Here is a 25,793-nt window from a genome sequence, read left to right on the forward strand (position 1 = left end):
ATTACCCCAGATTCTCGCCCCAACCCAGGACGCCGCGTCCCCGTTCCACCACCGTGGCAGCTATTTGCTGGGCCCGGGCCACGGCCTCGGCCAGGGGGCGATCCTCGGTGAGGCCTGCGATCAGGGCTCCGTTGAAGGCATCCCCGGCTCCAATGCTGACGTTGCTGGATGCCACCCGGACCGGGGGTTGGTGGGCATAGGGTTCCTTCACGGACTGGTAGGCGGCCCCACCGGAGCCCATCTTGAGAACCACCGTGTGGGGGCCGGCTGCCAGCACGCGCTCGGCTACATCCCGGCCGGTTCTCCCGGAAGTCCAGACCGTCAACTCTTCCAGGGTGCCCACCACCACCTCGGCCCGCGCCCACAGCTCCCTCACTCGCCCGGGCTCGGCCTTGCCCGTCCAGCCGAGACCCGTATCCAGCACCCGCACCCGGCCCCCTCCGCCGAAATCCTCCAGCAGATTCAGCACCTGGGGCAGCACCTCCAGCGGGATCTGTCCCGGCAGGCTGGCCAGCAGCCAGGTTGCTTCTCCGTCCTGAGCCGACAGGCTCCAGTCCAGAGCCGGGCCGACGTGCTGGAGTGTTCCCAGCCGCCTTCCGGAGGCGTCTACCGCGGTGATGGCCTGCATGGTAGAGCGGCCGGTCGGCGCGGTGCACTTCACCCCGGCCCGCTCCAGCCAGCCTCGGACCAGTTGCCCGGACGGATCCTGGCCAATGGGCGCGTTCAGGTGAACCCTTCGACCCAGTTTCCCCAGCACGTAGGAAGCCGACCCCCCATTGCCGCCCAGGCCCATTTCAGGGGGTGAATGCAGCGGCAGCAGGGTCCGGTGGGTGTAGACGTCCCGCGGCACCTCGCCGATCCAGTGGCGGGGCGGATCGCGCAGGGTCACGTCCAGGCCTGCTGACCCGGACACAGCCACCACCGTGGCTGGGATTTTTTCAGTGGACATGGCTGGTTGAAACGGGAGACCCAGTGTTCTGTCTCAGAAATAGGGTTGCCCTATTTCGGAGCGCAACGGTACCGGATTCCAGGAGCGACGACGATGCAATGCCCCTTCATTGTGAGGAGGAGCGACGACGAAGGCGGTGCCGTTCCGCCCGAACCCGGAGGGCCGATGGAGGTTTCCTAGAGGGGGAGCACCACGGTGCCTTTTGGCTGAAACCCAATGGGCCTCTCCTACCGACCGTTTCTCGGTGGAACCTCCGTCGGAGATGGCAGCCCTATTCCTGAGACAGGACAGCAGCCTCAATCGCCACGGTCTATGCCGCCCAGGATGTCGGCGGAACCGCGCTCCAGCAGCAGGGTATCGGAGCCGGCGAGAATGATTCGGTACCCCCGGCCGATCATGTCGTTGGCGGTGGCGTTGTCGAGGGCCAACCCGCCCAGGTAGGTGGGGCCGGCCAGAATGACCTCCTCGGCCCGACCGATGGCGTCCTGGACTTCCGGGTGGTCCGGACCATCCCGATACCCGTAGCTCATGGCCAGGTCGTTGGGGGCAATCTGGCAGGAATCCACGCCCGGAACGGTCACGATCTCACGGATGTTGTCGATCGCCTCACGGTGCTCGATCAGCAGCATGCACAGGATCTGGTCGTCCGCCGCGTCCACATAGGATTCACGGGGTGTTCCAAATCTGACAGGCGCGTAGAAGGGGCCGTAGCCGCGGTTGCCTCGCGGCGGGTAGCGAACGGACCGGGCGGCTGCTTCGGCCTCGGCCCGATTGTGGATCATGGGGAAGACCATCCCCATGGCGCCGGCGTCCAGCACCGGTTTGACCAGCCAATGCAGGTTCCAGGGCACTCGAACGATGGGGGTGGCAAGGGTCCCCTGGGTGGCCGTCACCATGGCATGGACCGAGGCAATGTCGATCGGTCCATGTTCCATGTCGAAGAAGAGCCAGTCGAAGCCCGCGGCAGCCAGAATCTGGGTAGTGGCCACACTGGGCATGGAGACCATCATGCCGATGGCAGGCTTGCCTTCAGCCAGGCGAGCCCTCAGGGGGTTGATGGCGGGGGTGGCGGGTCTCAAAGCTCCAGCTTGTCGTTGTAGACCATTTTCTTTAGCCTGAACTTGCGCTTGATCTTGAAGGGGCCGACCTGCGTTCGCAGCTCCACGTCCTTGTCCTCGAGGGCGATGGCTTCGTCTCGAGGGAAGAACATGAAGATCTCCACAAACTGGTCCCGGGGCAAGACCTCCACCGAAGCGGCCGCGATGGGTTCCTTCTTCTTCCGATGCAGGACCGACATCTGCTTGATGCGCTCGGTGCTTCGTTGCAGACCGCGCGCCATCCTGCTGGGCAGACCGCTCAACAGGACCACGTACTGCTCGTCCTTCAGGTTGAGAAGCTGCTTGTCCTGTTCCGATTCCTCGAAGTCACCCCGGTAGCGGGCCCGAATGACGGCCTGCTTCACCGGCAGGGCGCTGGCCCAGCGGACGGTCACATTGATGGGAGGCGGGCCACGCCGCGCCGCGGGCCGCCGGCCGCCCAGACCGGGGCCGCCGCCACCAAGCGGGCTACCGGATGGAGGGCCCGCTCCGCCGCCGGCACCGACGCTGCCGCTGGGAGGACTGGCGCCGCCGCCACCGAAGCCGCCATCAAGGCCGCCGCCTCCACCACTGCCCCGAGACTGGTCCGGATCGCCACGCCGCGCCGACGGATCCTCCGTGGGGCCGCCTTCAATGTTGTCGAATCCTCCCCGTCTCATCCGCATGGGGTCGAGGGAGACATTCTGGGCCCAGGGAGATTTGGTCAACAACTTGTGGACTTCCTTGGGCTTCCATTGCTTGTATTCCTTTTTTTCCCAGAAATCGGCGGCCCGGAGCCCGGCGCTGCCCAACAGGAGCAGCAGGGCCAGAAGGATGGATTTTCTCATGAGACTGACCTCTATGGTTCAGCGCATCCAGGGATGCGCCCTGACACAAAATCCGGACTCCCTGCAATCTGAATCCGGCGACAGCAGTATGCGTACCAGCCATCGCGCAAATTCTAACGGGGTCCTTGCCTGCAGCTATTCTAGCCCATCCCTCCGGGAATCTTCAAAGTTATCTTCCGGCCGGAGCGGCGCTCCCTTGGAATCGGAAATCCGCTTCTGATAGGCTTTTTCAGAGGGCCCTTCCCCGGCCGCTTGCGCGGCCGAAAGGTTGCTCAACCGGTTGCAGCCGCCCGCGGAATCCACCGACGGCGCAGAGGACCGCCGCGGCTCAAATCTCATTGAGGAGAACCCCCATGAGCCAACGACTGAACATCCTGCTTCTTCCCCACCCGCTCCGGGAGTCGATGTTCCGCCCCTGGGGCGAGGATGTGATGGCGGCGATCGGCGACCGCCATCGGTTGAGGGTCTACGATCCCTCCCAAGACCTGACCCGGCAGTTCGAGGGCGTGGACGTGGTGATCGACCAGAGCGGTTCGGCCGGGACCCGGGAAATGGCCGACCTGGCTGCCGGACGGTGCCGCCTGTGGCAGGTTCTGGGAACGGGCGTCGATGCCTTCGATCTGGACTACTGGCGGTCCAAGGACATCCCGGTGGCCAATACCCCCGGTCCCTTCAGTGGAGTGGCCCTGGCCGAATGCGCCATGATGTTCATCCTGATGCTGACCCGCAAGTATCCCGTGACCCAGACCTATATGCGGCAGGGGGACTTTTACGAACCGGTCGGCCTGGAGCTGGTAGGACTGAAACTGGGGATCATCGGCTTCGGCGCCAGCGGCAGCGAGCTGGCCAGGCGGGCACGCCCCTTCGGCTTCAAGATCCTGGCGGCAGACGTCCGGCAGATCACGCGGGAGGAAGTGCAGCAGTTCGGTCTGGAGTTCGCCGGCAAGGCGGAAGACATCGATCGCATCGTGGCCGAGTCCGACATCCTGTCGGTCCACCTGCCCCTTAACTCGAAGACCCGCCACATCATCGATGAGCGGCGGCTGGGCCTGATGAAGTCGTCGGCCTTTCTGGTCAACGTGGCCCGAGGAGCCCTGGTGGACGAGCCGGCCCTGAGCCGGGCCCTGGTGGAGGGACGCATCGCGGGGGCGGGACTGGATGTGTTCGGGAAGGAACCGCCCGATCCCGAGGACCCCATCTTCAAGCTGCCGACGGTTGTGACCACGCCCCACATTGCCGGAGTGACCGACGGCACCTCCCGCAAGCGGGCCCGGGTGGCTGCCGACAACGCCGACCGGGTAGCGGCCGGCCTCGAGCCCCTCTACCGCGTGGACCTTTAGGCAGTTCTCAGGTAAGCCCCAACGCCAAGCCGGCTGTTGCCGCCCGGGCCGTGTCCAACACCCAGGGACCGTCGGGGCTCAACCGAACCTCCAGCTCTTCGCCGATGCCGGCCAGCCGGTCCCGCTCTCCATCGAAAGCCAGGGTCACCGGCTCTCTCATCTCCAACGGCTTTTTCTCCTCCAGCGACAGGCGGTGCACGGCGCTGATGGAGATCTCCCGGAACAGCCCCGGCCCCAGCGGCGCCGTCACTCGCCGGCCATCCGGACCGAAGACCAGGTGAAGTCCCCGGGGACTTTCGGCGGTCACCGTTTCCACGAACCCCCCGATGGCCGACAGTCCGATGCTCCAGGGCTGGGCGCGGGTCAGGAAGAGCTCCTGCAGGTGGTCCACCTCCCAAATGGCTCGGGCTCCGATGAAGGTCCGGGTGGTGACGGCCAGGTCGACCAGGGCCAGGTCGACCACGCCCGAGGGGTCATGCAGCCACAGCACCTTGGACCGGGTGCAGGCCGTTTCCCGATCGGTCCGGCCCGTGGCCAGCAATCCGGCGGCAAGTCCGGCGGTGGTGCCTTCCTGAAATTCGGAGAAGACGTTGTTGGTCCCGGTGGAGATGGGAAGTAGAGGAACCTCGCTCCCGCTGCCCTTGAAGACGGCGCGATTGGTCCCGTCGCCGCCCAGGGTCACGATACATCCGACCCCGGCCTCCACCATGGCCGCCGCTGCCCGGGTGGAATCCTGGGGACCGCCGCTGACCGGGATCTCCAGCGGAGACACCCGCAACCGGGTCTCACCCATTTTCTGGCAGGCCTTGGGGCAGATTCCGGCGGGCTCGGGCATGTAGAGCACCTGCTCCACCCCGGCTGCTTCCAGGCCGCGCAGCAGGCGAGCGGTCAAGGCCGATTTTTCCTGGTTGGAGACCACCCAGGCCTGGGCCACCAGGCGACGGATGTCTCTACCCGACGCCGGATTGGCCACGATCCCGACTTTGCTCATGTCAAATTAATGCGGGGAGTAGCCCCAGCGCTGCACGACCAATCTTGCAAAAGGCTCATCCAGGAGAATGTCGGCTGCCCGGTCAGACGAACTCGGCCAGTAGCCGGGTGACCGGGGCGGGTTGCTCCACCGGGGCGGCGTGCCCGCAATCGGGCAGTTCGTGGAGTTGAGATCCCTCAATGGCGGCAGCCAACTGGCGGGAAAGGTCCGGCGGCGTAAGGCTGTCTTCCGAGCCCACCAGGACCTGGGTGGGGCAATTGAGGCTGCCCAGGCGAGGGCGCAGGTCGGCTTTGGCCACCATGCGGGTGGCGGCCACGATGCTGGCGGCGTCGCTGGAAAGGATGCTGCGACGTATGGCCTCAACCACTTTGGGATTGGCGTCCCGAAAGGCGGGTCTGAAGGTCAGCTCGATGAGGGTGTCGGCAATGCCCTCCATGCCGCCGAAGGTGGCTGCCGATGCCAGCTCGAAGAGGGTGTTTCGGGTTTCCTGGGGGAAGGCGGCCGTGGTGGACAGCAGCGATAGCGAACGCACGCTCTCGGGACGGCTGGCGGCCAGCTCGACCGCAATCATGGCGCCCAGCGAGTGGCCCACCAGGCTGGCTTGCTCAACCTGAAGGGTATCCAGCAGAGCGACCAGGTCGGCGGTGTGTTTGCGGAGGGTGTGGGCGCCCGGTGTCTGCTCGGAACGGCCATGGCCGCGCAGGTCGTAGCTGATCAGGGTGCGGCCCTGAAAACCGGCCTGATCCAGGCCGGTCCATAGCTCCATGGAGCTGCTCAGGCCGTGGATGAAGACCACGGCAGGCCCTTCGCCGGTCTGCTGCACGTTCAGGGCGATGCCGTTGGCCTGCAGGATCTCGGCGCTGGGACCCTCGGCCGCGCCCGGAGCCCGGGGCTTGACGACGGCCCCTTCGGCGGGCTCGATCCGACCCAGGACCGTCCCCACGTCCACCACCTCTCCCTCGGCCACCACCACGCTGATGACCCCGTCCACGTCAGCGGTCATCTCCGCCGTGGCCTTGTCCGTCTCCACCTCCAGGACAACCTGGCCGGCCTCCACCGAGTCTCCGTCCTGAACCTGCCAGCGGGACAGCTTGCCTTCGCTCATTCCCATGCCCATCTTGGGCATGATGACGTCAATTGGCATCAGACCTTTCCTCGTTCGCTATCGATCAGCGGCCACTCTCTCAAGACACCTTGGAGCAGGTCTCTTTCACGGCGGCCACCACCTTTTGCGGATTGGGCAGGTAGGCGTCCTCAAGCACCGGGCTGAAGGGCACCGGGGAGTGGGGGGCGGTTACCATGCCCACCGGCGCCCGCAGCCAGTGGAATCCCCGGCTGGCGACCATGCCGGCAATGTGCGAGGCCAACCCGCAGAGAGGATTGGCCTCGTCGACGATCACCAGGCGCCCGGTCTTTTCCACCGATTCCAGAATGGTCTCCTCATCCAGTGGGGACACGGTGCGCAGGTCGATCACCTCGGCGTCGATGCCCTCCTTGGCCAGTGTCTCGGCGGCGTTCAAGGCATGAACGGCGGTGAGGCTTACCCCCAGCAGCGTTACGTCGCTGCCCGGCCGGGCCACGGCGGCCTTGCCGATGGGCACGATGTGCTCTCCCCCGGGCACCTCGCCCTTCATGGTGTACATGGTGATGTGCTCGCAGAAGATGACCGGATCGTCATCCCGGATCGAGGCCGTCAGCAGGCCCTTGGCGTCGGCGGCGTTGGAGGGGGCCACCACTTTCAGGCCGGGGATGTTGGCGAACATGGGATAGAGGGTCTGGGCGTGCTGGGCGGCGGCACGAAAGCCGCCACCGATCATGGTGCGAATGGTGACCGGAACCATGGCCTTGCCGCCGAACATGTACCGCAGCTTGGAGCCCTGGTTGAGCAGTGAATCGAGGCAACTCCCCAGGAATCCGCAGAACATCAGTTCGGCGATGGGACGCAGCCCGGTGGCCGCGGCCCCAACCGCGGCTCCGATGAAAGCAGCTTCGGAAATGGGGGTGTCCAGAACCCGCTCGCGTCCGAACTCGTGCACCAATCCCTTGGTCACACCCATGACGCCCCCCCAGGCCTCGTCATCTTCCAGGTGCTCCACCTGGGCTCCTCCGGCGATGTCCTCGCCCATGATGACGATCTTGGGATCGGCGCGCATCTCCAGCCGAATGGACTCGTTGAGCGCCTCGGCAATAGTGATGGTTCTGGCGGCAGTGGCTACAGCCATTTCAAGACCTCCTTGATCGTACGGTGGACCTCAATTCTCAACGACTCTCAACTAGGGGTAACTGACGTAGACGTCGCTGGTGACCTCTTCCACCTGGGGCAAGGGACTGGACTCGGCGTAGGCCAGCGCTTCGTCAACAGCCTGCCTGGCCTCCCGGTCGATGGCATCCAGCTCCTCGGAAGTGAACCAGCCGTGCTGGGTGACCAGGGTCCTGAAGTCCCTGATGGAATCCTTGCCTTGGGACCCGCTCATGTAGAGATCATCCTTATAGGTCTGCTGGTCCCCCTCGAAGTGGCCGTGGTGGCGATAGGTCTTGCACTCCAGCAGGCTGGGCCCCTGTCCGGCCCGCGCCCGCTTCACGGCTTCCACGGCGGCTTCATGCACGGCGAAGACGTCGCTGCCGTCGACCACGGCCCCCGGGATGCCGTAACTGGCCGCCCGCTCGGCGATGTTCTCGATGGCGCAGTGATAGCTGGCAGGGGTGCTCTGGGCATAGCCGTTGTTCTCGGCCACGAAGATGACCGGAAGATTCCAGATGGCCGCCAGGTTGGCGCTTTCATGGAAGGTTCCCTGTTCGCAGGCGCCGTCCCCGAAGAAGCAGGCACAAACGTCCCCGCTGCCAGTCACCAACGAGGTCAGACCGGCGCCGCAGGCCAGGGGCGGCCCCCCGCCCACGATCCCGTTGGCGCCCAACATGCCCTTGCCCACATCCGCGATGTGCATGGACCCGCCCTTGCCCTTGCACAACCCGGTGGCCTTTCCATAGATTTCGGCCATCATCGAGTTCATGTCGCAGCCCTTGGCGATGCAGTGCCCGTGCCCCCGGTGGGTGCTGGTAATGGTATCGCTGGCCCGCAAGGCGCTGCAGACACCGGTGGCAATGGCCTCCTCGCCCACGTAGAGGTGCACGAATCCGGGAATGTGGCCCTTGGCAAAGGCCTGCTTGACGGTTTCCTCGAAGTTTCGGATGGACACCATGGTCCGGTACATGGACCGAAGCTGGTCCTGGCTGAGGTTCATGACCTGATTCCTCCCGTTTACAGGATCAGACACCAAGACGCGACCGCTTCGCAAGAGCGGGCGCCGGCGGATCCCCATCGCAGACAAGATAGAGGGAAACCATACGCGACCGGCCCCCCGACTTCAACCCTTATTTGCGGTCCATTGCCGGGGTTCAATCCCAGTCCACGGAGGGTGGGGGTTCCGACAGGAAAACGGTGGGCTGCAGTCCGGGAATGTCCGGAACCAGCGGGAAGAAGGGACGTTTCATCCGCTGGTAGGGGAGATGGCGCACCGAGGCCGGCGTCGGTCCCGGAGTGTCCACCACCAGGGCTCCCTTGGAAATTCCGGCATAGGCGTAGTTGAAGTTCATGGGGTTCTTGACGCCGATGAACTTGGCCTGAAGGGGATCCAGGCCGGCGGCCTGGAATTGCTCGGTCTTCCATTCGTAGGTAGGCCTGGAGGTTACCAGCACCTGGAAGGCGCCGATCCGCAAAACGGCCGAAGCCCCCATGGAAGCCCGGGTGCCTCCGTAGATTCCTCCGGAATAGACGAAGGCGCCGTCCAGCAATCGCGAGACCTCGCCCTCTACCTGCAGGGGCTGTCCCCAACGAGGGTCCAGCTTGTGGCCCAGCGGCAACCGGACCCTGCGGCCGGCCCCTGCCTGAAAACAGGCGCCGGCCGCGTCCGGGTCCACCACCGTCAACAGGGTCGGCTCCTCCACACCGATCCGGATCAGCTCTTTGAGCAGGGCGACACTGTCTCCGGCCGCGCCCCCTCCGGTACAGTCCGCCGTATCGACCAGAAGTACCGGCCCCCCGGAAAGGCGCCGCCCCCGATCTACTGCCTCGGCAACCGTCATCATTCCACACTCGAATCGGTATCGGTTATCCCAGTACTCCTCGGCCAGCGTCAGGGCAAGGCGCCGGGCCAGCTTGTGGTCGTTGTCGCTGATGACCAACCCGCCCGAGCCCAGCCCGGGCAAGTCGTTGTAGGGGTGCACCCCGAACACCGAGACCGACAGGATTCCGGGATCCTGTTCCATCTCCCGGGCGCGTCGGGTCAGGTGCGCCATGGGAGCATCCCCAAAGGTCATGCCATGGATACCGCTGGTCAGCACCGGGACCTTGGCCATGGCGGCGACGGGCCTCTCCCGGCCTCGAAGCAGGCGGAACAGCAGTTGGGCGGCCCGCTCCCCGGTGGTGAACGCATCGTCGTGGGGGTAGCGGGTGAAGGCCACCAGCCCGGAGGCCTGCCGGACCATGCGCCGGGTGACATGGGCATGCATGTCCAGGGTGGCGACGACGGGGACCTTGTGCCCGACAATCTTGCGGACCGACAGGAGCAGATCGCCTTCCGGGTCGTCTTCGGAAACCGTCGTCATCGACCCGTGCAGCGCCAGCAGGACGCCGTCCACCCGACCGGCTTTCCGAAGGGGGGAGAGGAGGGACTGCTTGAGGGCCCGGTAGCAGTCGTCGGTGCTGGGCCCGCCGGAAACGCAGCGAGCCGCCACCAGCGGGACCGTCCGAGCCCCCTCTGCCTCGCAGACTGCAAGCATGCCGGCATTCTCGCAGTCGGTTCCGGCCAGTTGAAGCAGATCCTCACCGTGGTGAATATAGGTGTTGTTCCAGAGATCCAGTTCGGTCCGGGTGGTCAGGAACTGACTGGTCTCCTGAAAAATTCCGCCGATGGCGATGCGAAGATTTGTTGAGCGCGCCACAAATCCTCCATCCCGGCCGGCATCCTCGGCCGAGGGGTCGTGGAGATACCGCCACCAGGACTCAATATGGCTCCCGGAAGACCCAGTACTCCTTGCCGAAGGACATGTCGGAGTAGGCCCCGGTGGGCAGCCGTTGGCCGGCAGGCAGTGTCCAGCGGCGAATGACCGCTTCGTTCAGGTCAACCCCCAGGCCGGGAGCCTTGGGAAGCCGGAAGCAACCGTCTTCGATCCGGTGGGGCTCCGCCAGCAGGTCGTCGATGAAGGGATTGCCGGTTCGGTCCACTTCGACCGTGATGCCGTTGGGGAGAGCGGCGATAACGTGCATGTTGGCCGTCAGGGCCAGGGCGTCGCTCCAGGTGTGAGTGGCGACCCGGGCCCCGTGCTCCTCCGCCAACTGCCCGACCCGATGGCACTCGCTGATGCCGCCCGCTCGACAGGCATCGGGCTGGACCACATCCAGGGCTCCGGCCCTGAGCATTTCCCGGAATCCCTGGAGGCCAAACTCGTTTTCACCCGCGGCCACCGGGACCTTGCAGTGCCGCCTCAAGGCAACGTAATTGTCGATGTCCTCGGGCTCGAAGGGCTCTTCATACCAGAAGACCCGGTTCTCTTCCAGGACCGTCGCCATCCGCCGCGCCACCTCCAGGCTGTAGCGCATGGAGGCGTCCACGATCACGTCCACGGCGGGCCCCACCGCCTGGCGCACGGTACGGACGGAGGCCACGTCGTAGTCTTCGTCCTTACCCAGCCGCATCTTCACCCGGCGGTAGCCCTGGTCCACGTAGCCTGCCGCCTCTCGGCCCAGCGACTCCAGGCTGTCCGTCCACAGCAGCGCGCTGGCATAGGCCGGCACCCTGTCCCTGGATCCCCCCAGAAGCTCCTGCACGGTCTTGCCCAGGGCCTTTCCCCTCAGGTCCCAAAAGGCGATATCCAGCGCCCCCAGGGCCGACAGGGCCGCTCCCTTTCTCCCGTACCAGCGGGTGGCCTGGTACATCTTGGACCACAGGGCTTCCACCTCCCTGGGATCGTCTCCCAGCAGCAGGGGCTTGAGGTGATCCTCGATGACGATCCTCACCAGCTCCGGATGGCTGTAGGCCGAACCCCAGCCCACCCTTCCGTCACTGGCCGTGACCCGAACCAGAGAGGTCAGGCGACCCGTCAGCTGTCCTCCGGCATAGGTCGATCGCCGCTCCGGCGGGATCTCATAGCGCAGGTTGATGACCTCGATTTCTTCGATTCTCATGGGCTTTTTCCAGGCGTCAATTGCCTCTCCGAAACTTTTGATCCTACCACACCACTCCCCTTCCAATAGCAGTCACCCAAGCCGGGCCGCCAAGACGAGAACCCCCGGCGACGCGGTGACCAGCTAAGCTCGACACCGGGTTGCCCCCGGAAAGTTGCACGACTGTTGAGGAGTTGTTTCGCATCTGCGACCGGATGGGGTAATATGACCCGCACCAATCGAGAGGTTACACCACGGGGGAGGTAATCTGCGCGCCGCCGGCCCGCAGACAGCACCTTCCGTGACTCTGCGTCGGTTATCGGCTGGCGGCTTTACAACCACTGCCGTTAAGGATATGGAATGAGCGCCCTGCCGGGAGTCACTGAAGCAGAGCCGAGACGAAACCGATCAAGAAGGGACCACGATGCATATTCTCCTGTACGTGCCTGACAATCAGGTGACCAACAACTTTGTTCCGCAACTTTGGCCCTTCGTCCTGCAGAGACTGACGCCGAAGGAACATCGGGTCAGCATCATCGACGGCAATGTGCGTCACCTGAGTGCCCGGGAGTTGGTCGACTTCATCGTTGAGAACGATGTAAGTCTGGTGGGCATGGGCTTCATGACCCGTATGGCCCAAAAGGCGTATCACATGGCGGCAGCGATTCGAAAGGAAACAAACGTGCCGATCGTGATGGGAGGTCCGCACGTGACCGAAGTCCCCAACGAGCCCCTCGGCCTCACCGGTCATCCTCAATACGCCGACGCGGTAGTGTTGGGAGAAGCGGACGACACTTGGCCTCTGGTGGTGCGGGATGCGGCCGCAGGAACCTTGCAGCAGTTTTACCAGCCCGCCGTCATCGACGGGAAGGATGTGAAGCCGAGCCTCAAAAACTATCCGCAGGTAAGGTGGGACCAGATCGACCTCTCGCTTTTCGATCTCATGCGATTCGTGCCGTCCACGGCCAAACGGATGCTCAAGAAGCTAGGCCTGAACTATGACGAGCTCTACGTGGTGCCCGTGGAATCGGGGCGGGGCTGCCCCTACGGCTGTGAATTCTGCACCGTGACCGGATTCTTCGGAGACCAGATTCGCTTCCGCGACAACCAGAACGTCATCGACGAACTGCTCTGCCTGAAGGCCTTGGCCAAGGAAAAGAACGCACTGGTCAGTGTCTTCTTCATTGATGACAACTTCGCGATCAATCGCAAGCGCACCAAATCCCTGCTGCGCGACATGATCGCCCAGGATGCCTGTGTTCCCTGGATTGCTCAGATCAGCATGAACCTGTTGCGAGACGAAGAACTGGTGCGGCTCATCGCCGAAAGCGGCGGGCGCTGGATCTTCATGGGTCTGGAGTCCATCGATGCCGACAGCCTCAAAGTCGCCAACAAGTCGTTCAACAAGCCCGGCGAGTATGCGGAAATCCTGAACCTGCTGGCCAAGTACGAGCTCTATGCCATCACTTCTTTCATCTTCGGCATGGAGGGGGATCGCCAGGGCGTCTCGGAAAACACCTTCCGCCAGGTCGACGGCTGGCCTCCGGGACTGCCGGTTTTCGGGATACTCACCCCTTACCCGGCCACACCGTTGTACGATCGCTTGCAAAGTGAGGGGCGGCTGACCCGACCGGAACATTGGCTGGACTTCCAGGCCTTCAAGGCCGCCTATCTCCCCAAGGGCCTTTCCGCAGACCAGGCGGAAGAGGAGGTTCACCGCGCCTGGGCACACTGCTACAGCTCACAAGCCTTCCGCAGGTCTCAAGACTGGCTGCTCCGCAACCGGAAATCCTTCGGGTATCAGGTCATGCACTTCGTGGCGCGCTTGCTCTTCCGAGGCATCTATTTCCCGCAGTTGACCCGCTGGGCGTGGATCAAGCTCCTGGCCCGGAATTACAGCACGATTGGGAACCTGGTGTATCAGGGGCTCAGGAAACAGCGCAGGGCTCGCCGAAAACCGCCGGCGCCAGCGCTCGCACAGACTCCGGCGGGGGGTGCATCAGGGGTCTTGCGCGATAACGACCTCAAGGGAATGGTCAGGGAAGCGCCGGTCTGGAAGGCTTCGGAGTCCCTCGGGGAAGGCGAGGAACCCCCTCGAGAATCCATCCCCACTCAATCCAGGCTTACTTGAGCAAGAACTTCTGAACCCGCCAGCCGACCACTTCGGCTACGTAGCTCGCATTTCTCACCAGGGGGCGTGATCCTGGCGCAGTAATTTTCCCCTCAGCGCGTGCTCGGGAGCGAAGAGCGTAGCGGTTTCTACGGTCGAGCGAGCATGTGCGCGCTGAGGGGAAAAGGACAAGCCAGGGCGCGCCCAGCGCCGCGTATAGTCGCAAGAAGTCCCAACAGGTTCGATAAAGTGCTGAATATAAAAGGTCTTCTTGAAGTACATTCAGCGACCTGGTGAGAAATGCGGGCTTGAGTTCGCCGGCCTTGCCCAGAGCAAGGTGGTGAGACTCGGACAACTGCCCCGGCCCCTTTCCCGGCTGGCCGAGAGCACCCAGCACAGGTCCCTCCAACACAAGCTTCAGCACTCTGTTTCGTAAACACACTCATGACGACTCAACTCACGACGGACCCGCGACGTCGGACCCTTCTGGTCTTCATCTTCGTGATGGCCTTCCAGCAAGGGGTGACCATCAACCTGCTGCCGGTCCTCTTCACAAGCTTTGCCGAGACCTTCCAGTTGGACCTTCAACAAAGGGGTCAGATCCAGTCCTTCTTTTTCGTGGGAGCCATGGTGGCTCTGTTCGCTTCCGGGTTCGTGACCGAGCGCATTGCCGCGCGCCGCTCGGCGCTGCTGGCCCTGGGGCTCTCCGGCCTGGGGTCGATCCTGGTGGCCATGGCGCCCGACTTTGTCCTGCTGCGCCTGGGAGCCGCGGTGATGGGTATGGGGACCCTTTGGGCACTCTCGGTCACCAGCGCCACCATCGCCGCTCACTTCGCTCCCCAGAGCCAGCGGCTGTTCATGTGGACCATGGCGGTTTTTGCCGCCTCCGGGACGGGCGCACCCTATGGCCTGGGACACCTGGCGTCCTTCCTGGAGGTGTGGCGGCCCATTCTGTTCGGGGTCGGCCTCTACCTGTGGGTGTCGGGAGTGGCCGTCGCCTTCCTGTTTTGGAGAAGCCTGGGGGATACCGGTCGTCGCGTCCGGCCGCCCGGATCGGCTGCAGGGCTCCGGCCTGCCGGGCACTCAGCCGGTAACGCAACGCCATGGGAAACATCCGCGGGCTGGCTCACCGGGATTTTCCGCCGCTACCGTGGTTCGCTCCTGGGACAGGGAGCGCTGCTTCTCATCGGCTTTCTGGTGATTCTGGACAACCTTACCGCCGGCAACATCGTGGCCTGGACGCCCAACCTCTGTGAAATGCGCTTCGGCCGAGACACTGCCCTGGCCGGTGAGATCATGGGCGCCAACGCGGGCGGCTACCTGGTGGGTCGCATCATCCTGGGTCTGTTCCTGACAGGACGCTATTCGGACCGGGTCCTGTTGGGATTGTGCTATGCGGGGGGCATGCTGGCCTACAGCCTGCTGCTTTGGGTTCCCGATCCTCGAATGGCCATTGCCATGATGGTGATGCAGGGGGTGTTCCTTTCAGCCCAGGCTCCCACCGTCTATTCCCTGGCCTCCACAAAGTTTCCGGATCGGGCCGGAACGGCCGTTCCTCTGGTCGATGCGATCGGAAGCATCGGAGCCATTTCCGCGCCCCCGCTAATGGGTTGGGCGGCGCAGCGAATGGGCAGCCTGGAGCGTGCAGCCTGGTTCCTTCCCCTGACGGGATGCCTGCTGATAGCCATCAGCCTGGGCTGGGAAGCAAAGGATCGGTCGAAGAAGGAGGGACAGGGGTAACCGGTTGTCCACGGGGAAGCATTGCCGGGTGGAGTAATTCAGAAGCCGCCCAGGGCCGGGGCGCACCCCTCTCTTTCAGTGGGGCTGGATTCGGGTTCGGCGGAACAGAAGGTCGGGAACCGGCCTCAGGGAGAGGCTTTGGTGATCGGCGGCGTTTCAGGAGGTTTGGCGCGCGGTACCGCGGCTGGCTTGGTCTCGACGCGTGGAGTTTTGGGCGCCGCCGGCTTGGGGGCCTTAACCTCAGGCGCGGTTTTCACCATCTCGACACTGCCCTTGAGTCGGGCGCCGTCGGCAATCGAAATCCGATTGGAACGAATGCTACCCACCACCGAGCCCACCGGGGTGATCTCTACCCTGTCCTGGGCAACCACGTCCCCAACCACGGATCCGGCAACGATGACGTTGGCGGCTTGAATATCGGCCTGAATCCGGGCCTTGGGGCCAACCCGAAGCACCTGGTTTCGAAGGTCGATCTTTCCCTCCACCCGCGAGTCGATGGTCACGTCCTGGCTTCCCGACAATTCGCCTCGGATAACAAAAGTATCCCCCAGGTAGTTCTCTTTCCTGGGCTCTGCGGGAGCGGGCGTCGGCTTGGGGGACGACTGCGCTCGCGGCTGCACCGGGGTTTTGCTTTCCGGGGCACCAGCGAAAGTCTGCTTCTCTCTTCCGGGGAGGATGCGGCCCGCCCAGCCCTTCAGCGACCCGGTTTGCTTTGCCTTGGAATCCTTGGAAGTGTCCATTTTTAGTCCCAATCAGACCGAAAGGAAAATTGCCTGGGCGTCCCGGCGTTTGGACCTGACTTGCCGTTAGCCGGCTGGAATCAGCACATTATAACCCGCTCAAACCAGGATCGAAAGCCTCAAAGCCTTCAGAAATTCAGGCGCAGCGACAACTGGAACTGTCTCGGATCGAATGCCGAGGTGAAGGAGAAGGGCTCGGTGACCGGTCCCCGGCGGCCTACCAGCCGGGAGGGGAGTTCATCGATGCTCACGTCGCCGACCGTGCTGTTGATTTGCTTGAAGTTGGTGCGGTTGAACAGATTGAAGGCCTCGGCGATCAGCCCCAGAGTCCAGGTCTCGGTCAGCGGAATCTCCCGGTTCAGCCGGAGGTCGACGGAGAAGAAGTCGGGCCCAATGCCCACATTGCGGCCTACGCCCCAGGGACGGTGGGTGTCGACATGGCGGTCACCCACGCTGTCGAAGCCCGAGTTGAGATTGAAGGGAGCACCCGAGCGGGCGCTCATGATGGCCGAGACCGTGAAGTCCCGGATCAGGGCGTGACCGAATCCTCTGCCGGTGCCCGATCTCCAGGGGAGATCCACCACGGTGTAGGCCACGAAGTTGTGTTTCCGGTGGAAGGCGGAAAGCGCCCACTCCGACCTGGCGTCCCACTGCAAGTGCGGCTGGAACGCAGAATTGTAGTCGGTGTTCTCGTCCATGGTCTTGCTCCAGGTGTAGTGGGCCGAGAGGGTGAATCCGTCGAAGAAGCGTTTCCGGAACTGGGCCATAAAGGCGTGGTAGGAGGAATTGGCCCAACTGCCGTAGATGTTGTTCTGCAGCACCAGCGGATTGTGAAAGCCCACGATGGGGCGTCCCAGCTCGTTGGTTCCCGCCTGGTAGACGTTGGTGTCCAGGGGGCGGATGATGTGCACCCCCCGGTTGAAGTTGTATCCCAGCGAGACGGTGTAGCCGTCGGCCACCTCGCGCTGGATCTCGAGGCTGGCCTGCTGGGAATAGGGATTGACGGTGTCGTCGGCCACATCGAACTGCACCCGCAGCGGAAGCCCCGGTCCCGGATCGATCCCGTGGATGGCCAGGTCCTGAGCCGTGATGGAACGGGTCCCCAGGATGCCCCGCTGCAGGGCGGTGTGGTAAATCTCTGCCGAGGTAAGCAGATCGCCGGTCAGCGCGCTGTTGATTCCCTCCAACCCGGTCAGCGGGATGAACACCTGGAAGATCCGTCCCTGCTCTCCCAGCAATTCCCGGATGTAGGTGATATGGCTATCGATCCTGGCGTAATAGATTCCGAAGCCCCCGCGTACCACCATCCTTGGATCGGGGCTCCAGGCGAAACCCAGCCTGGGCGCAACGTTGTTCTTGTCGGTCGGGAATTGGGTCTTGACCTCGAACTCGTGACGGCCGCCCAGCGTCAGTTGCAGATTGGGTCTCAGGCGCCAGGAGGCTTCGGCGAAGAAGTTGAAATAGTTCTTCCATCCGATCCAGTAGGGCTCGCCGAAGCCTTGCTGGTAAATGAGCGGCAGCCCCAGGGCATAGGCCTGCAGGGAGGAGATCGGTTCGTCGATCGCGGCCGCATGCTGGGGCTGTCCGAACGCCGTCAGAGCGCCCTGCAGGAGTTGCGCCCCCCCTCCGCCGATGGCGTTATCGATTATGACGTAGAGCGGTATCGCCTCGCCAAACTGAAAGCTCCCTCCAAAGAAGGTCTCCGACCTGACGCTGAAACGCGAGCCCCCGGCGTCGACGCCGAACTTGTAGGTATGCGGGCCGGAAGTTCGGGTGAAATTCTGCCGCACCTGGCCGGCGCGTTCCACGACGCGGGCCGGCAGGATCAGGTTCCGTCCGAACAGGCCGAACCCGTTGATGTCGATCGCCGGGCCATAGGGGTCGGTCGGAAACACGCCGAAGTCGTGATAGTTGAATCCCAGGAGGGTTTCGCTGGCCAATTCCGGGTTGATCAGCAGCGTATTGCCCAGTGCCACCCCGAAATCGTTGGTGTGGGCACTCCGGCCGCGGCTGTTTGAGACCAGCGATCCGAACTGCGTATTCTCGCTGTCGGAGCCGGTCCAGTTGACCCGGGTGAACAGCGTGTGTCCATCCCCCACCGTGTGGTCGAAACGCCCTAGGAACTGCTGGCGTTCCTCCCCGAACGGAAACACCCCGCTGTTTTGCTCGAACAGGGAGACGACGTGGGGGTAGTTCCCAGGAGTCAGCGCTGCCGCAAACTCGTCCAGCAGCGGCGGCGGGATCAGCCCCGCCGCGCCCAGACCCGCCATCAGGCCCTGCTGCGAGGGCGGCAGCTCGTAGAGAAACGAGTCGTCCCGCAGCAGCGGAACGAAGACCGATTCGTGGCGGTCCAGCCGTTCGTAGGCGCCGTAGAAAAACGTCCCCTCCCGGCCCAGCGGTCCGCCGATGGAGGCGCCGCTCTGCGCTCGCGTGTAGGCCGACTTCTCCGGATCGAAGTAGTTGCGGGCCTGCACGTGGCGGTTGCGGAGCAGCCCGAACAGGCTGCCGTGCAACTGGCTGGTTCCGCCCTTGGTCACGATGTTGATGGCGCCGCCCGGCGCCCCGCCCAGCTCGGCCGAGAACGTGTTGCGGTTCACCTGGAACTCCTGCACCGCCGCCTGGGTGACGGTGGAGCGAACCGTTCCCGTGTCGAAGACGTTGTTCAAGCCGTCCAGCATGAAGGTATTGTTCCGCCCGCTGCCCCCCCCGATGCCCAGCCCGGAATGCGGCGTGACCACGATGCGGCCGTCCCGGTCATCGACCATGTCGTTGGTGCTGACCACTCCCGGGGTCAGCAGAGCCAAGTCCAGGTAGTCCCGGCGGTTGATGGGGAGGTTCTCGATGCGGACGGAGTCGATATAGTCGGCCTGCGTCGTCTGATGGGTGTCGATCGCCGGGCGCTCGGCTACGGCTGAAACCACGATGCTCTTGGTGGCCGCGCCCAGGGTCAGCTCCGGCGAAAAGGCCGCGGTCTCTCCCACGCGGACCTCGAAGTTCTCGGCCACGTAGGGGAGAAAACCGTCCGCCTCGAAACGCAGCGTGTAGAGCCCAGGCATGACGTGGCTGAAGACATACTTGCCCAGCGGGGAGCTGACGGTTTCCCGCTCCACATCGCGTTCCTGGTCCAAGGCCGTCACGGTGACGCCCGGTATGACGGCTTGCGTCTGATCGAACACGTACCCCTGGATGCGGCCGCCCTTGGTCTGGGCGCCCGACAGGGAGGCGCCGGCCAGAACCAGAATGACGGCTGCCGCCCATCGACGGCCCCAGGCGTAGAGTGGTGGTGTCAATCGCATCTGTTGGCTTCCTTCGTTGGCAGAACAGGCTTCTGACAAACAGAGTATTGTGTTGAATAGCGGAATGCCTGACTGTACATTCTACGGCCAAAGTCAAGCGAGAGGCGGTTTTCTCACCGGATTTGTCCGTTTTTGGGGTATTGTTCCGCACAAAAGGAGCACCTGTGGCCCGACACCCCTTCCGGACCGGACTGCTGAGATGGATTGCGACCGCCTGCCTGGTGCTGGCGGCCACGGCCACGGCAGCCAGCCAGGCCGAATTCCACTACCAGTACGGCAAGCTCGCCAACCCCTTCTCCGGCGCTCAGGAGAATACCTCCATCCTGACCGTGCAGCATGCGACCGGATGGAAGTTGGGAGACAGTTTCTTTTTCCTCGACATTCTCAACGACGGACTCCAGGACGGTTTCAACGACAAGGACCTCTACGGCGAATGGTACCCGACCCTGAGCCTCGGCAAGGTATCCGGCAAGAAGTTCCAACTGGGACCGATCCGGGATATCTCCATCATCGGCGGCATCAACTTCGGCGCCGACGCCAACGTCTTCAAATATCTGCCCGGCGTGCGAGCCTCCTGGAAGGTGCCGGGCTTTGCCTTCCTCAACACCGACGTGATGGCATACATCGACGGGAACAGCGGAGCCGCCAGCGGTGGCGCGCCCCGGACCAGCAACAGCTTCACGGTCGACGTCAATTGGGCGCTGCCGTTCCGAGTGGGCGGCCAATCCTTCCTGATGGGCGGTCATGCCGAGTATGTGGGTGCGAGCACGGACGAGTTCGGCAACCGTGTCAAAGGGTGGGTTCTGGCGCAGCCCCAACTCACCTGGGATCTGGGCGCCGCCTTCGGAGCGGCAAATCACTTGCTGGTGGGAATCGAGTACCAGTACTGGCGCAACAAACTGGGTGTGGAGGAAGACGAGTACGCCCCGCAGCTGCTGCTGATCTGGCGGTTTTGACAGACCCTGCAATAGAGGTCGGGGCGCGGCCGAGGCGCACCGCCGCCTTGGCCGCCGTCCGAGTTTCACCCGCCGGGGCCGCGTTCACGAGGTCCCGCCAAACGTTTCACCCGTATGTAAAGCATGTAAAGGAAGAACAACATGGAAGCTCAAGACACCGCCCGGAATGCCGCCGTGCGCTATGAACCCGACGAGAAGCCGCCGATATTGCTGTCGCTGGGCCTCGGACTGCAACTGGCCGTCCTCTGCGTTGCTGGCGTCGTACTGACTCCAGCCATCGTGATTCGGGTGGCCGGAGGAAGCGAAGCCTTCCTCTCCTGGGCCGTGTTCGCCGCGTTGGCTGTCAGCGGGGTCACCACACTCGTCCAGGCGGTACGCTTGGGCCGCATCGGCGCCGGCTACGTTTTGTTGATGGGGACCTCGGGCGCGTTCATCGCGGTCTGCATCACGGCCATTGCCGAGGGCGGGCCGGCGATGCTGGCCACGCTGGTGATTGCCTCCTCGCTTTTCCAGTTCGGACTGGCCGCCCGGCTTTCGCTCTTTCGGCGGATCCTGACACCGGCGGTGGCGGGAACCGTCATCATGCTGATTCCGGTGACGGTCATGCCCTTCATCTTCAAGATGCTGAACGATGTGCCGGAAGGGACCCCGTTGAGCGCCTCCGGGACCTCCGCCCTGGTAACGCTGCTGGTCATCGCCGGTCTGGCGCTGAAGGCCCGTGGCAAACTGCGGTTATGGGCGCCGGTGGTCGGTGTGGCGACAGGATCGGTGGTGGCCGGGTTCTACGGAATCTACGACTCCAAGCTCATCGCCGAAGCGGCCTGGGTCGGACTTCCCACGGAAGGATGGCCGGGGCTGGATCTGAGCTTCGGACCCACCTTCTGGGCACTGCTTCCGGCATTCGTGTTCGTGACCCTGGTGGGCGCCATCGAAACCATCGGGGATGCCGTCGCCATCCAGCGCGTCTCCCACCGACGGACCCAGGCCGTCGATTTCCGTGCGGTGCAGGGTGCGGTGGCTGCCGATGGATTGGGAAACCTGCTGTCCGGACTGGGCGGCACCGTTCCGAACACCACCTATTCGAGCAGCGTATCGGTGACCGAGCTCACCGGGGTCGGTGCCCGCCGGGTCGGTATGGCGGTGGGCGCCGTGTTCATTGTGATTGCGGTTCTGCCCAAGGCGCCAGCGGTGCTGCTGGCGATCCCGGGGCCGGTCGCGGCCGCCTACATCACGGTTCTGCTGGCGATGCTGTTCGTGATCGGCATGAGGATCGTCGTACAGGACGGCATCGACTACCGCAAGGGGGTTGTGGCCGGGGTGGCTTTCTGGATTGGCGCGGGTTTCCAGAACGGCGCCATATTCCCCGAGTATTTCAACGACTTCGCCGGCGGACTGCTGCAGAACGGGATGACTGCCGGCGGCCTGGCCGCCATTCTCATGACGATGTTCCTGGAGTTGACCCAGCCCCGCCGCAGACGGATGGAGACCGAGTGTCATCTGGCCGCCCTGCCAAAGATCCAGGAGTTCCTCAAATCTTTCGCCGCGGACAACGGCTGGGCGCAGGCGATGCGGAACCGGCTGGACGCGGCTGTCGAGGAAACCCTGGCGACACTATTCCATCGGGGAGATTCCGACGAGAAGCGAGAGCCGCGCCGACTGCAACTGGTGGCCTTCAAGGAGAACGGCGGCGCCGTCCTGGAACTGATCGCCTCCAGCCGCGACGAGCAGAATCTTCAGGATCGAATTGCCCTGCTGGGCCGATACGCCGAAGGTCCGGGGGTCGAACGGGAAATCTCTCTGCGGTTGCTGCGGCACGTCGCCTCATCGATCCGTCACCAGCAGTACCACAACACCGACATTGTCACCATTCGGGTAAAGGCTCCCCAGCCGGAGGCAAGCCAAACCTCCGAAAGCGGGTCCGGCAAGGCAGAATAGCGGCTTTCAGCCGGGCTGGCGCCGGCCTGGGGGTGCCCATCCGGCTCTCTGTTGCCATTGCATCCGTTGTCAGGACGCCGTGTGGCAACCGGGGCGCCGCGCTCCGACGGCCAGGGCCAACGCCAATGTCAACATACGACGCCATTGCCGAAGAGTACCGGGACTCCAAGCAACTGCCGTTCCGGGAGCACCTGGAACGTTTCACCCTGTTCCAGCTGCTGGGCGACGTGCGCGGGAAAACGGTCCTGGACATGGCCTGCGGTGAGGGGTACTACACTCGTCTGCTCAAGCGAGCCGGCGCCTCGGAGGTCACCGGGGTAGACATCTCCGCGGAGATGATTCGACTGGCCGAGGATCAGGAAGCAGGGCAACCGCTGGGTTGCACTTACGTCCGGGCGGATGTGACGGCGTTTCGGCCCGAAGTGCCGGTCGACCTGGTGGTGGCCACTTATCTGTTCAACTATGCAAGTACCGCCGAGCAACTCGGCAGATTTTGCCGGGTCTGCCATGGCGCCCTGAGACCGGGCGGCCGCCTCATCGGCGTCAACGACAACGTGCGGAATATCCCGCCCGGCCCCGCTTCGCTGAGGAAATACGGACTGGAGAGATCCTGCCCCAATCCCGCGGCCGAGGGGGATGTCGTCCGCTACACCATCACCAATGCCGACGGACACCGGTTCCAGTTCGACAATTTCTACCTGACACCCGAGACCTACGGGGCCGCGTTCCGAAAGGCCGGATTTCGAGAATTTCGGTGGGTGGACCTCTGGCTATCCCCCTCGCAGAGCGGCAATCCCTTCTGGGACGATTTCTTGAGCAATCCCCCAATCGCCGCTTTCACGGCCACCAGGTGAGCAATCGGGCCAAGCACCCTCCTACTGTCCCAGCTTCTTGAAGGAGTAGGACAGGCGGAAGTAGAAATAGGCGCCGTTGAATCCCCAGGGCGTGTATTCGCTGTACTGCTCTCCGACGCTGGTCGCGTTGGGAGAAACATCTGGAAAGGTGTTGAAGGCGTTGCGGGCACCCATCGCCAGGCTCGTCTCTTCGCTAAAGGGCAGACCAACCTCCAGGTCGAAGACCGGCTTGCCGTTGAAGAGGGTCTGAGCGCTGTCCCAGTCGAACCAGGCGCCATAGTAATTCAACCGTCCAAGGACATTCACCGGGCCGATTTTCTGGCTGACGCTGGCGTTCCAGCGGTTCCTGGGGAGGGCTTCCTGAAGTTCCCGCAGGCGGCGGGCCACATTGAGCAGTTCCGGATTGAAATGGGTCACCTGGGTGTCGGTGTGGTTGAAGACGGCGCTGAACACGGTGCCACCCTTCAGCCGGGGCGGCGCGTAGCTGAAGACCAGGTCGATTCCCTGGGTGGTGGTGGTGATGTCGTTGGTGAAAAAGCGAAAGCTGGCCAGGCCGCGAGCGTTCGCCACTCCCGCTTCCAGGAGCTGATCGACCTCTGTCGGCGTAAGGGTGAAGTCCTGGGTTACCGCCAGGCGGTCTGCCACATCGATGCGGAAATAATCGGCCGTGAGAATCAGCGTTCCCTGTTCCAGAACCGCCCCGGCTGTGTAGTTGACCGAGGTCTCGGGTTTGAGTGGCTCACCGCCCCGCAATCGGGCCACGGGGAAGATCGACGGAACCGTGCCCCGTTCCACCAGGTCGCCCAGGGTGGGGTCGAAAATCGTCGACAAGTTGAATCCGTTCTGCTGGCCCGGGGTGGGGGCGCGGAACCCGCTGCTCAGGCTGGCGCGGAGCGAAAAGGGATCCGCAAGCCGGTAGCGGCCCGACAGCTTGCCGTTGACCGTGGTGCCGAAGTCCTCGAAGTTCTCGATGCGAGCCGCCGTACCGACCGTCCATCGGTCCTCCGCACCCGACAGCTCGACATCGCCGTAGGCCGCAATGTTGCTGCGGTTCCACTGGCCGGCCGCTTGCGGGCTGTAGCCGCTGAAGCCGTTGGAACCGGCGCTGAAGCCTTGAGCTGCGTAGGGACCGACCTCCCAGGACTCCCGTTGTCCCAGCCGCGTCTCATACTGTTCGTCCCGCCACTCGGCCCCGGCGGCAAGGTTGAGCCTGTCGCTGACGGCATAGGAGACATCCAGGTTGAGACTGATCTCCTGCTGCCGATTGCTGCCCAGGTCAAAGTAGGTGGGAGTCTCCGGTCCGAGCGAGGCGTTGACCGTGTTGCTGATGAACAGATCGGTCTGGTGGGACCCGACGCTGATGCTGCCGTCCCAGACGAAACCCTTGCCGGTGAAGCCGCGGATCCCGGCGACCACCGAACCGTCGGATACCGAGCCTCCGAAGTTGGGAGTGAACCCTCCGGGGAAGATCTCCTGGAACGAGAAGCAATCGGGGTCGGCCGTCACCCGTCCCATGGTGATCGGGTCGGGGACGTGATCGGTGACGGCCACCGTGGGACAGTTGGCCGAGGGTTCGCCGCGCGCGGCCGCAACGTCTCCGATGAGCAGGGTTCGACCCCGGTCGGCGGTGAAGACGCCCCCGCGCGTGTTGGGGTTGCGGAAGAAGAAGCCGCCGGTCACTTCCTTGCCGGCATAGCCGGTGTGCCCGTAGAACTGCAGGCGATCGCTGAGAGGGAAGCCGAAATTACCGAAGAGCTTGAGGTCGCCGTCAATCTCCGGAGAGCCCCAGATCTGGGCGGGGTCTCGGACGTGGGTATTGCCTGCTGCCATGAGAGCCGCCACGTCGCTGCGCTGAACGCTGCGGTCGGTCGGTTCGGCGCCACCGTACTCGAAGCTGAGGTTGGCGAAACCGGTGGAGCCCAACGGCAATCCGGCGTTGCCGGCCACACGGTAGGTGGCGCCGTCCCATGGCTCCGCGTAGGTGCCCGCGTTGAACTCCAGACTGGCGCCCGATCGGCTGTTCTTGGGCAGCAGATTGATGACTCCGGCAATGGCATCGGAGCCGTACTGGGCCGCCGCGCCGTCGCGCAACACCTCGGCCTGCCGCAGGGCAATCGCCGGTATGCCCGAGATGTCGGGTCCCTGGGATCCGAAGGCCACGCCGTTGCCGCCGTGCCAGTCGATGATGGAGGAGCGGTGGCGGCGCTTCCCGTTGACCAGAACCAGCGTGTGGTCGGGGGCCAGATTGCGCAGCATCACGGGCCGCACGATGGTGGAGGCGTCGCTGATGGGCTGGGTGTTGACGTTGAAGGAAGGAACCACCGCCCGCAACTGGTTGGCCAGGTCCCGGCTCCCCTGACTGGTGAAGTCTTCGGTGCGGATGACGTCCACCGGGACCGTGGACTCGGTCACCGACCGCGGCTCGGCCCGGCTCCCTACGACCACAATGGAGGTGGTGACCGCTCCCAATTCGAGCGAGAAGTTGCGAAGGACCAGTTGCCCGGCCCTCAGCTCGACGTCGCTGGCAGTGACGGTTTCGAAGCCTGAAGCCTCCACCGCAACCGTGTAAATCCCGGACTCCAGGGTCAATTGGTAGGCGCCCACGGCATCCGTCAAGCCCGTAACCTCCGCTCCGGTGGCATTGTTGGTCGCCGTGACCTCCGCGGCCGGGATGGACGAGCCATAAGCGTCGTTCACCTCACCTCTCAAGGTAGCGGTATCCTGAGCGTAGGCTGTGCCGGAGATCGCTATCAGGAGCAAGACAAGTGCCGGGACAGCAAGTCTTGGGAACATGA

General features: G+C 64.0%; 18 protein-coding genes. 6 read left to right on the plus strand and 12 right to left on the minus strand.

Annotated features, from left to right (window positions below; translation table 11 throughout):
- Position 1 precedes the first annotated feature (1 nt).
- From OXI69_00435 to OXI69_00445, 3 genes are all read right to left on the minus strand, one after another.
- Positions 2-949: a carbohydrate kinase family protein gene (locus OXI69_00435; GenBank protein MDE2664595.1), complete on the minus strand. Its 948-nt coding sequence runs from the start codon at positions 947-949 to the stop codon at positions 2-4.
- 296 nt (positions 950-1,245) lie between these two features.
- Complete coding sequence (locus OXI69_00440; GenBank protein MDE2664596.1) at positions 1,246-2,028, minus strand: aldolase/citrate lyase family protein; 783 nt, start codon at positions 2,026-2,028, stop codon at positions 1,246-1,248.
- The gene (locus OXI69_00445) at positions 2,025-2,873 is read right to left on the minus strand and encodes a hypothetical protein (protein MDE2664597.1); all 849 of its coding nucleotides are present in this window, start codon (positions 2,871-2,873) and stop codon (positions 2,025-2,027) included. Before OXI69_00445 ends, OXI69_00440 begins: the two co-directional genes overlap by 4 nt.
- Before the next feature lie 353 nt (positions 2,874-3,226).
- Between OXI69_00445 and OXI69_00450 the strand changes: the two genes are divergently transcribed.
- The gene (locus OXI69_00450) at positions 3,227-4,213 is read left to right on the plus strand and encodes an NAD(P)-binding domain-containing protein (protein ID MDE2664598.1); all 987 of its coding nucleotides are present in this window, start codon (positions 3,227-3,229) and stop codon (positions 4,211-4,213) included.
- Positions 4,214-4,220: 7 nt separating this feature from the next.
- Here OXI69_00450 and OXI69_00455 read toward each other — a convergent pair whose 3' ends face one another.
- From OXI69_00455 to OXI69_00480, 6 genes are all read right to left on the minus strand, one after another.
- Positions 4,221-5,204: an NAD(+)/NADH kinase gene (locus tag OXI69_00455; GenBank protein ID MDE2664599.1), complete on the minus strand. Its 984-nt coding sequence runs from the start codon at positions 5,202-5,204 to the stop codon at positions 4,221-4,223.
- Between the two features lie 82 nt (positions 5,205-5,286).
- Complete coding sequence (locus OXI69_00460) at positions 5,287-6,348, minus strand: alpha/beta fold hydrolase (protein ID MDE2664600.1); 1,062 nt, start codon at positions 6,346-6,348, stop codon at positions 5,287-5,289.
- A gap of 40 nt (positions 6,349-6,388) precedes the next feature.
- Positions 6,389-7,426, minus strand: a complete 1,038-nt coding sequence (locus OXI69_00465; protein MDE2664601.1) for an alpha-ketoacid dehydrogenase subunit beta — start codon at positions 7,424-7,426, stop codon at positions 6,389-6,391.
- Between the two features lie 51 nt (positions 7,427-7,477).
- A complete protein-coding gene (locus OXI69_00470; GenBank protein ID MDE2664602.1) occupies positions 7,478-8,446 on the minus strand; it encodes a thiamine pyrophosphate-dependent dehydrogenase E1 component subunit alpha in 969 nt (322 codons plus the stop codon).
- A gap of 154 nt (positions 8,447-8,600) precedes the next feature.
- Positions 8,601-10,145, minus strand: a complete 1,545-nt coding sequence (locus OXI69_00475; protein ID MDE2664603.1) for a M81 family metallopeptidase — start codon at positions 10,143-10,145, stop codon at positions 8,601-8,603.
- Positions 10,146-10,206: 61 nt separating this feature from the next.
- Complete coding sequence (locus tag OXI69_00480) at positions 10,207-11,388, minus strand: mandelate racemase/muconate lactonizing enzyme family protein (GenBank protein MDE2664604.1); 1,182 nt, start codon at positions 11,386-11,388, stop codon at positions 10,207-10,209.
- A 403-nt stretch (positions 11,389-11,791) separates the two neighbouring features.
- Here OXI69_00480 and OXI69_00485 point away from each other — a divergent pair, with 403 nt between their 5' ends.
- Both OXI69_00485 and OXI69_00490 read left to right on the plus strand, forming a co-directional pair.
- Positions 11,792-13,498: a radical SAM protein gene (locus OXI69_00485; protein ID MDE2664605.1), complete on the plus strand. Its 1,707-nt coding sequence runs from the start codon at positions 11,792-11,794 to the stop codon at positions 13,496-13,498.
- A 423-nt stretch (positions 13,499-13,921) separates the two neighbouring features.
- Positions 13,922-15,217, plus strand: coding sequence for an MFS transporter (locus tag OXI69_00490; protein MDE2664606.1), 1,296 nt, complete (start codon positions 13,922-13,924; stop codon positions 15,215-15,217).
- Positions 15,218-15,342: 125 nt separating this feature from the next.
- Here the strand turns inward: OXI69_00490 and OXI69_00495 are convergent, their stop codons facing one another.
- Entirely contained in the window at positions 15,343-15,957 is a 615-nt protein-coding gene (locus OXI69_00495) for a polymer-forming cytoskeletal protein (GenBank protein ID MDE2664607.1), read from the minus strand.
- Positions 15,958-16,085: 128 nt separating this feature from the next.
- Positions 16,086-19,253: a TonB-dependent receptor gene (locus tag OXI69_00500; GenBank protein ID MDE2664608.1), complete on the minus strand. Its 3,168-nt coding sequence runs from the start codon at positions 19,251-19,253 to the stop codon at positions 16,086-16,088.
- A 164-nt stretch (positions 19,254-19,417) separates the two neighbouring features.
- Here OXI69_00500 and OXI69_00505 point away from each other — a divergent pair, with 164 nt between their 5' ends.
- From OXI69_00505 to OXI69_00515, 3 genes are all read left to right on the plus strand, one after another.
- Positions 19,418-20,209: a nucleoside-binding protein gene (locus OXI69_00505; protein MDE2664609.1), complete on the plus strand. Its 792-nt coding sequence runs from the start codon at positions 19,418-19,420 to the stop codon at positions 20,207-20,209.
- 141 nt (positions 20,210-20,350) lie between these two features.
- On the plus strand, positions 20,351-22,144 hold the full coding sequence (locus tag OXI69_00510; GenBank protein MDE2664610.1) for a hypothetical protein: 1,794 nt from the start codon (positions 20,351-20,353) through the stop codon (positions 22,142-22,144).
- A gap of 125 nt (positions 22,145-22,269) precedes the next feature.
- Positions 22,270-22,998: a class I SAM-dependent methyltransferase gene (locus OXI69_00515; GenBank protein MDE2664611.1), complete on the plus strand. Its 729-nt coding sequence runs from the start codon at positions 22,270-22,272 to the stop codon at positions 22,996-22,998.
- A gap of 21 nt (positions 22,999-23,019) precedes the next feature.
- Here the strand turns inward: OXI69_00515 and OXI69_00520 are convergent, their stop codons facing one another.
- Entirely contained in the window at positions 23,020-25,791 is a 2,772-nt protein-coding gene (locus OXI69_00520; protein MDE2664612.1) for a TonB-dependent receptor, read from the minus strand.
- Positions 25,792-25,793 lie beyond the last annotated feature (2 nt).

This window comes from Acidobacteriota bacterium (assembly GCA_028875575.1).
GTDB lineage: Bacteria > Acidobacteriota > Terriglobia > Versatilivoradales > Versatilivoraceae > Versatilivorator.

Coding starts and splice junctions, on each gene's coding strand:
- OXI69_00435 (MDE2664595.1), bottom strand. CDS start 949: ATGTCCACTGAAAAAATCCCAGCCACGGTGGTGGCTGTGTCCGGGTCA.
- OXI69_00445 (MDE2664597.1), bottom strand. CDS start 2,873: ATGAGAAAATCCATCCTTCTGGCCCTGCTGCTCCTGTTGGGCAGCGCC.
- OXI69_00450 (MDE2664598.1), top strand. CDS start 3,227: ATGAGCCAACGACTGAACATCCTGCTTCTTCCCCACCCGCTCCGGGAG.
- OXI69_00455 (MDE2664599.1), bottom strand. CDS start 5,204: ATGAGCAAAGTCGGGATCGTGGCCAATCCGGCGTCGGGTAGAGACATC.
- OXI69_00460 (MDE2664600.1), bottom strand. CDS start 6,348: ATGCCAATTGACGTCATCATGCCCAAGATGGGCATGGGAATGAGCGAA.
- OXI69_00465 (MDE2664601.1), bottom strand. CDS start 7,426: ATGGCTGTAGCCACTGCCGCCAGAACCATCACTATTGCCGAGGCGCTC.
- OXI69_00470 (MDE2664602.1), bottom strand. CDS start 8,446: ATGAACCTCAGCCAGGACCAGCTTCGGTCCATGTACCGGACCATGGTG.
- OXI69_00480 (MDE2664604.1), bottom strand. CDS start 11,388: ATGAGAATCGAAGAAATCGAGGTCATCAACCTGCGCTATGAGATCCCG.
- OXI69_00485 (MDE2664605.1), top strand. CDS start 11,792: ATGCATATTCTCCTGTACGTGCCTGACAATCAGGTGACCAACAACTTT.
- OXI69_00490 (MDE2664606.1), top strand. CDS start 13,922: ATGACGACTCAACTCACGACGGACCCGCGACGTCGGACCCTTCTGGTC.
- OXI69_00495 (MDE2664607.1), bottom strand. CDS start 15,957: ATGGACACTTCCAAGGATTCCAAGGCAAAGCAAACCGGGTCGCTGAAG.
- OXI69_00500 (MDE2664608.1), bottom strand. CDS start 19,253: ATGCGATTGACACCACCACTCTACGCCTGGGGCCGTCGATGGGCGGCA.
- OXI69_00510 (MDE2664610.1), top strand. CDS start 20,351: ATGGAAGCTCAAGACACCGCCCGGAATGCCGCCGTGCGCTATGAACCC.
- OXI69_00515 (MDE2664611.1), top strand. CDS start 22,270: ATGTCAACATACGACGCCATTGCCGAAGAGTACCGGGACTCCAAGCAA.
- OXI69_00520 (MDE2664612.1), bottom strand. CDS start 25,791: ATGTTCCCAAGACTTGCTGTCCCGGCACTTGTCTTGCTCCTGATAGCG.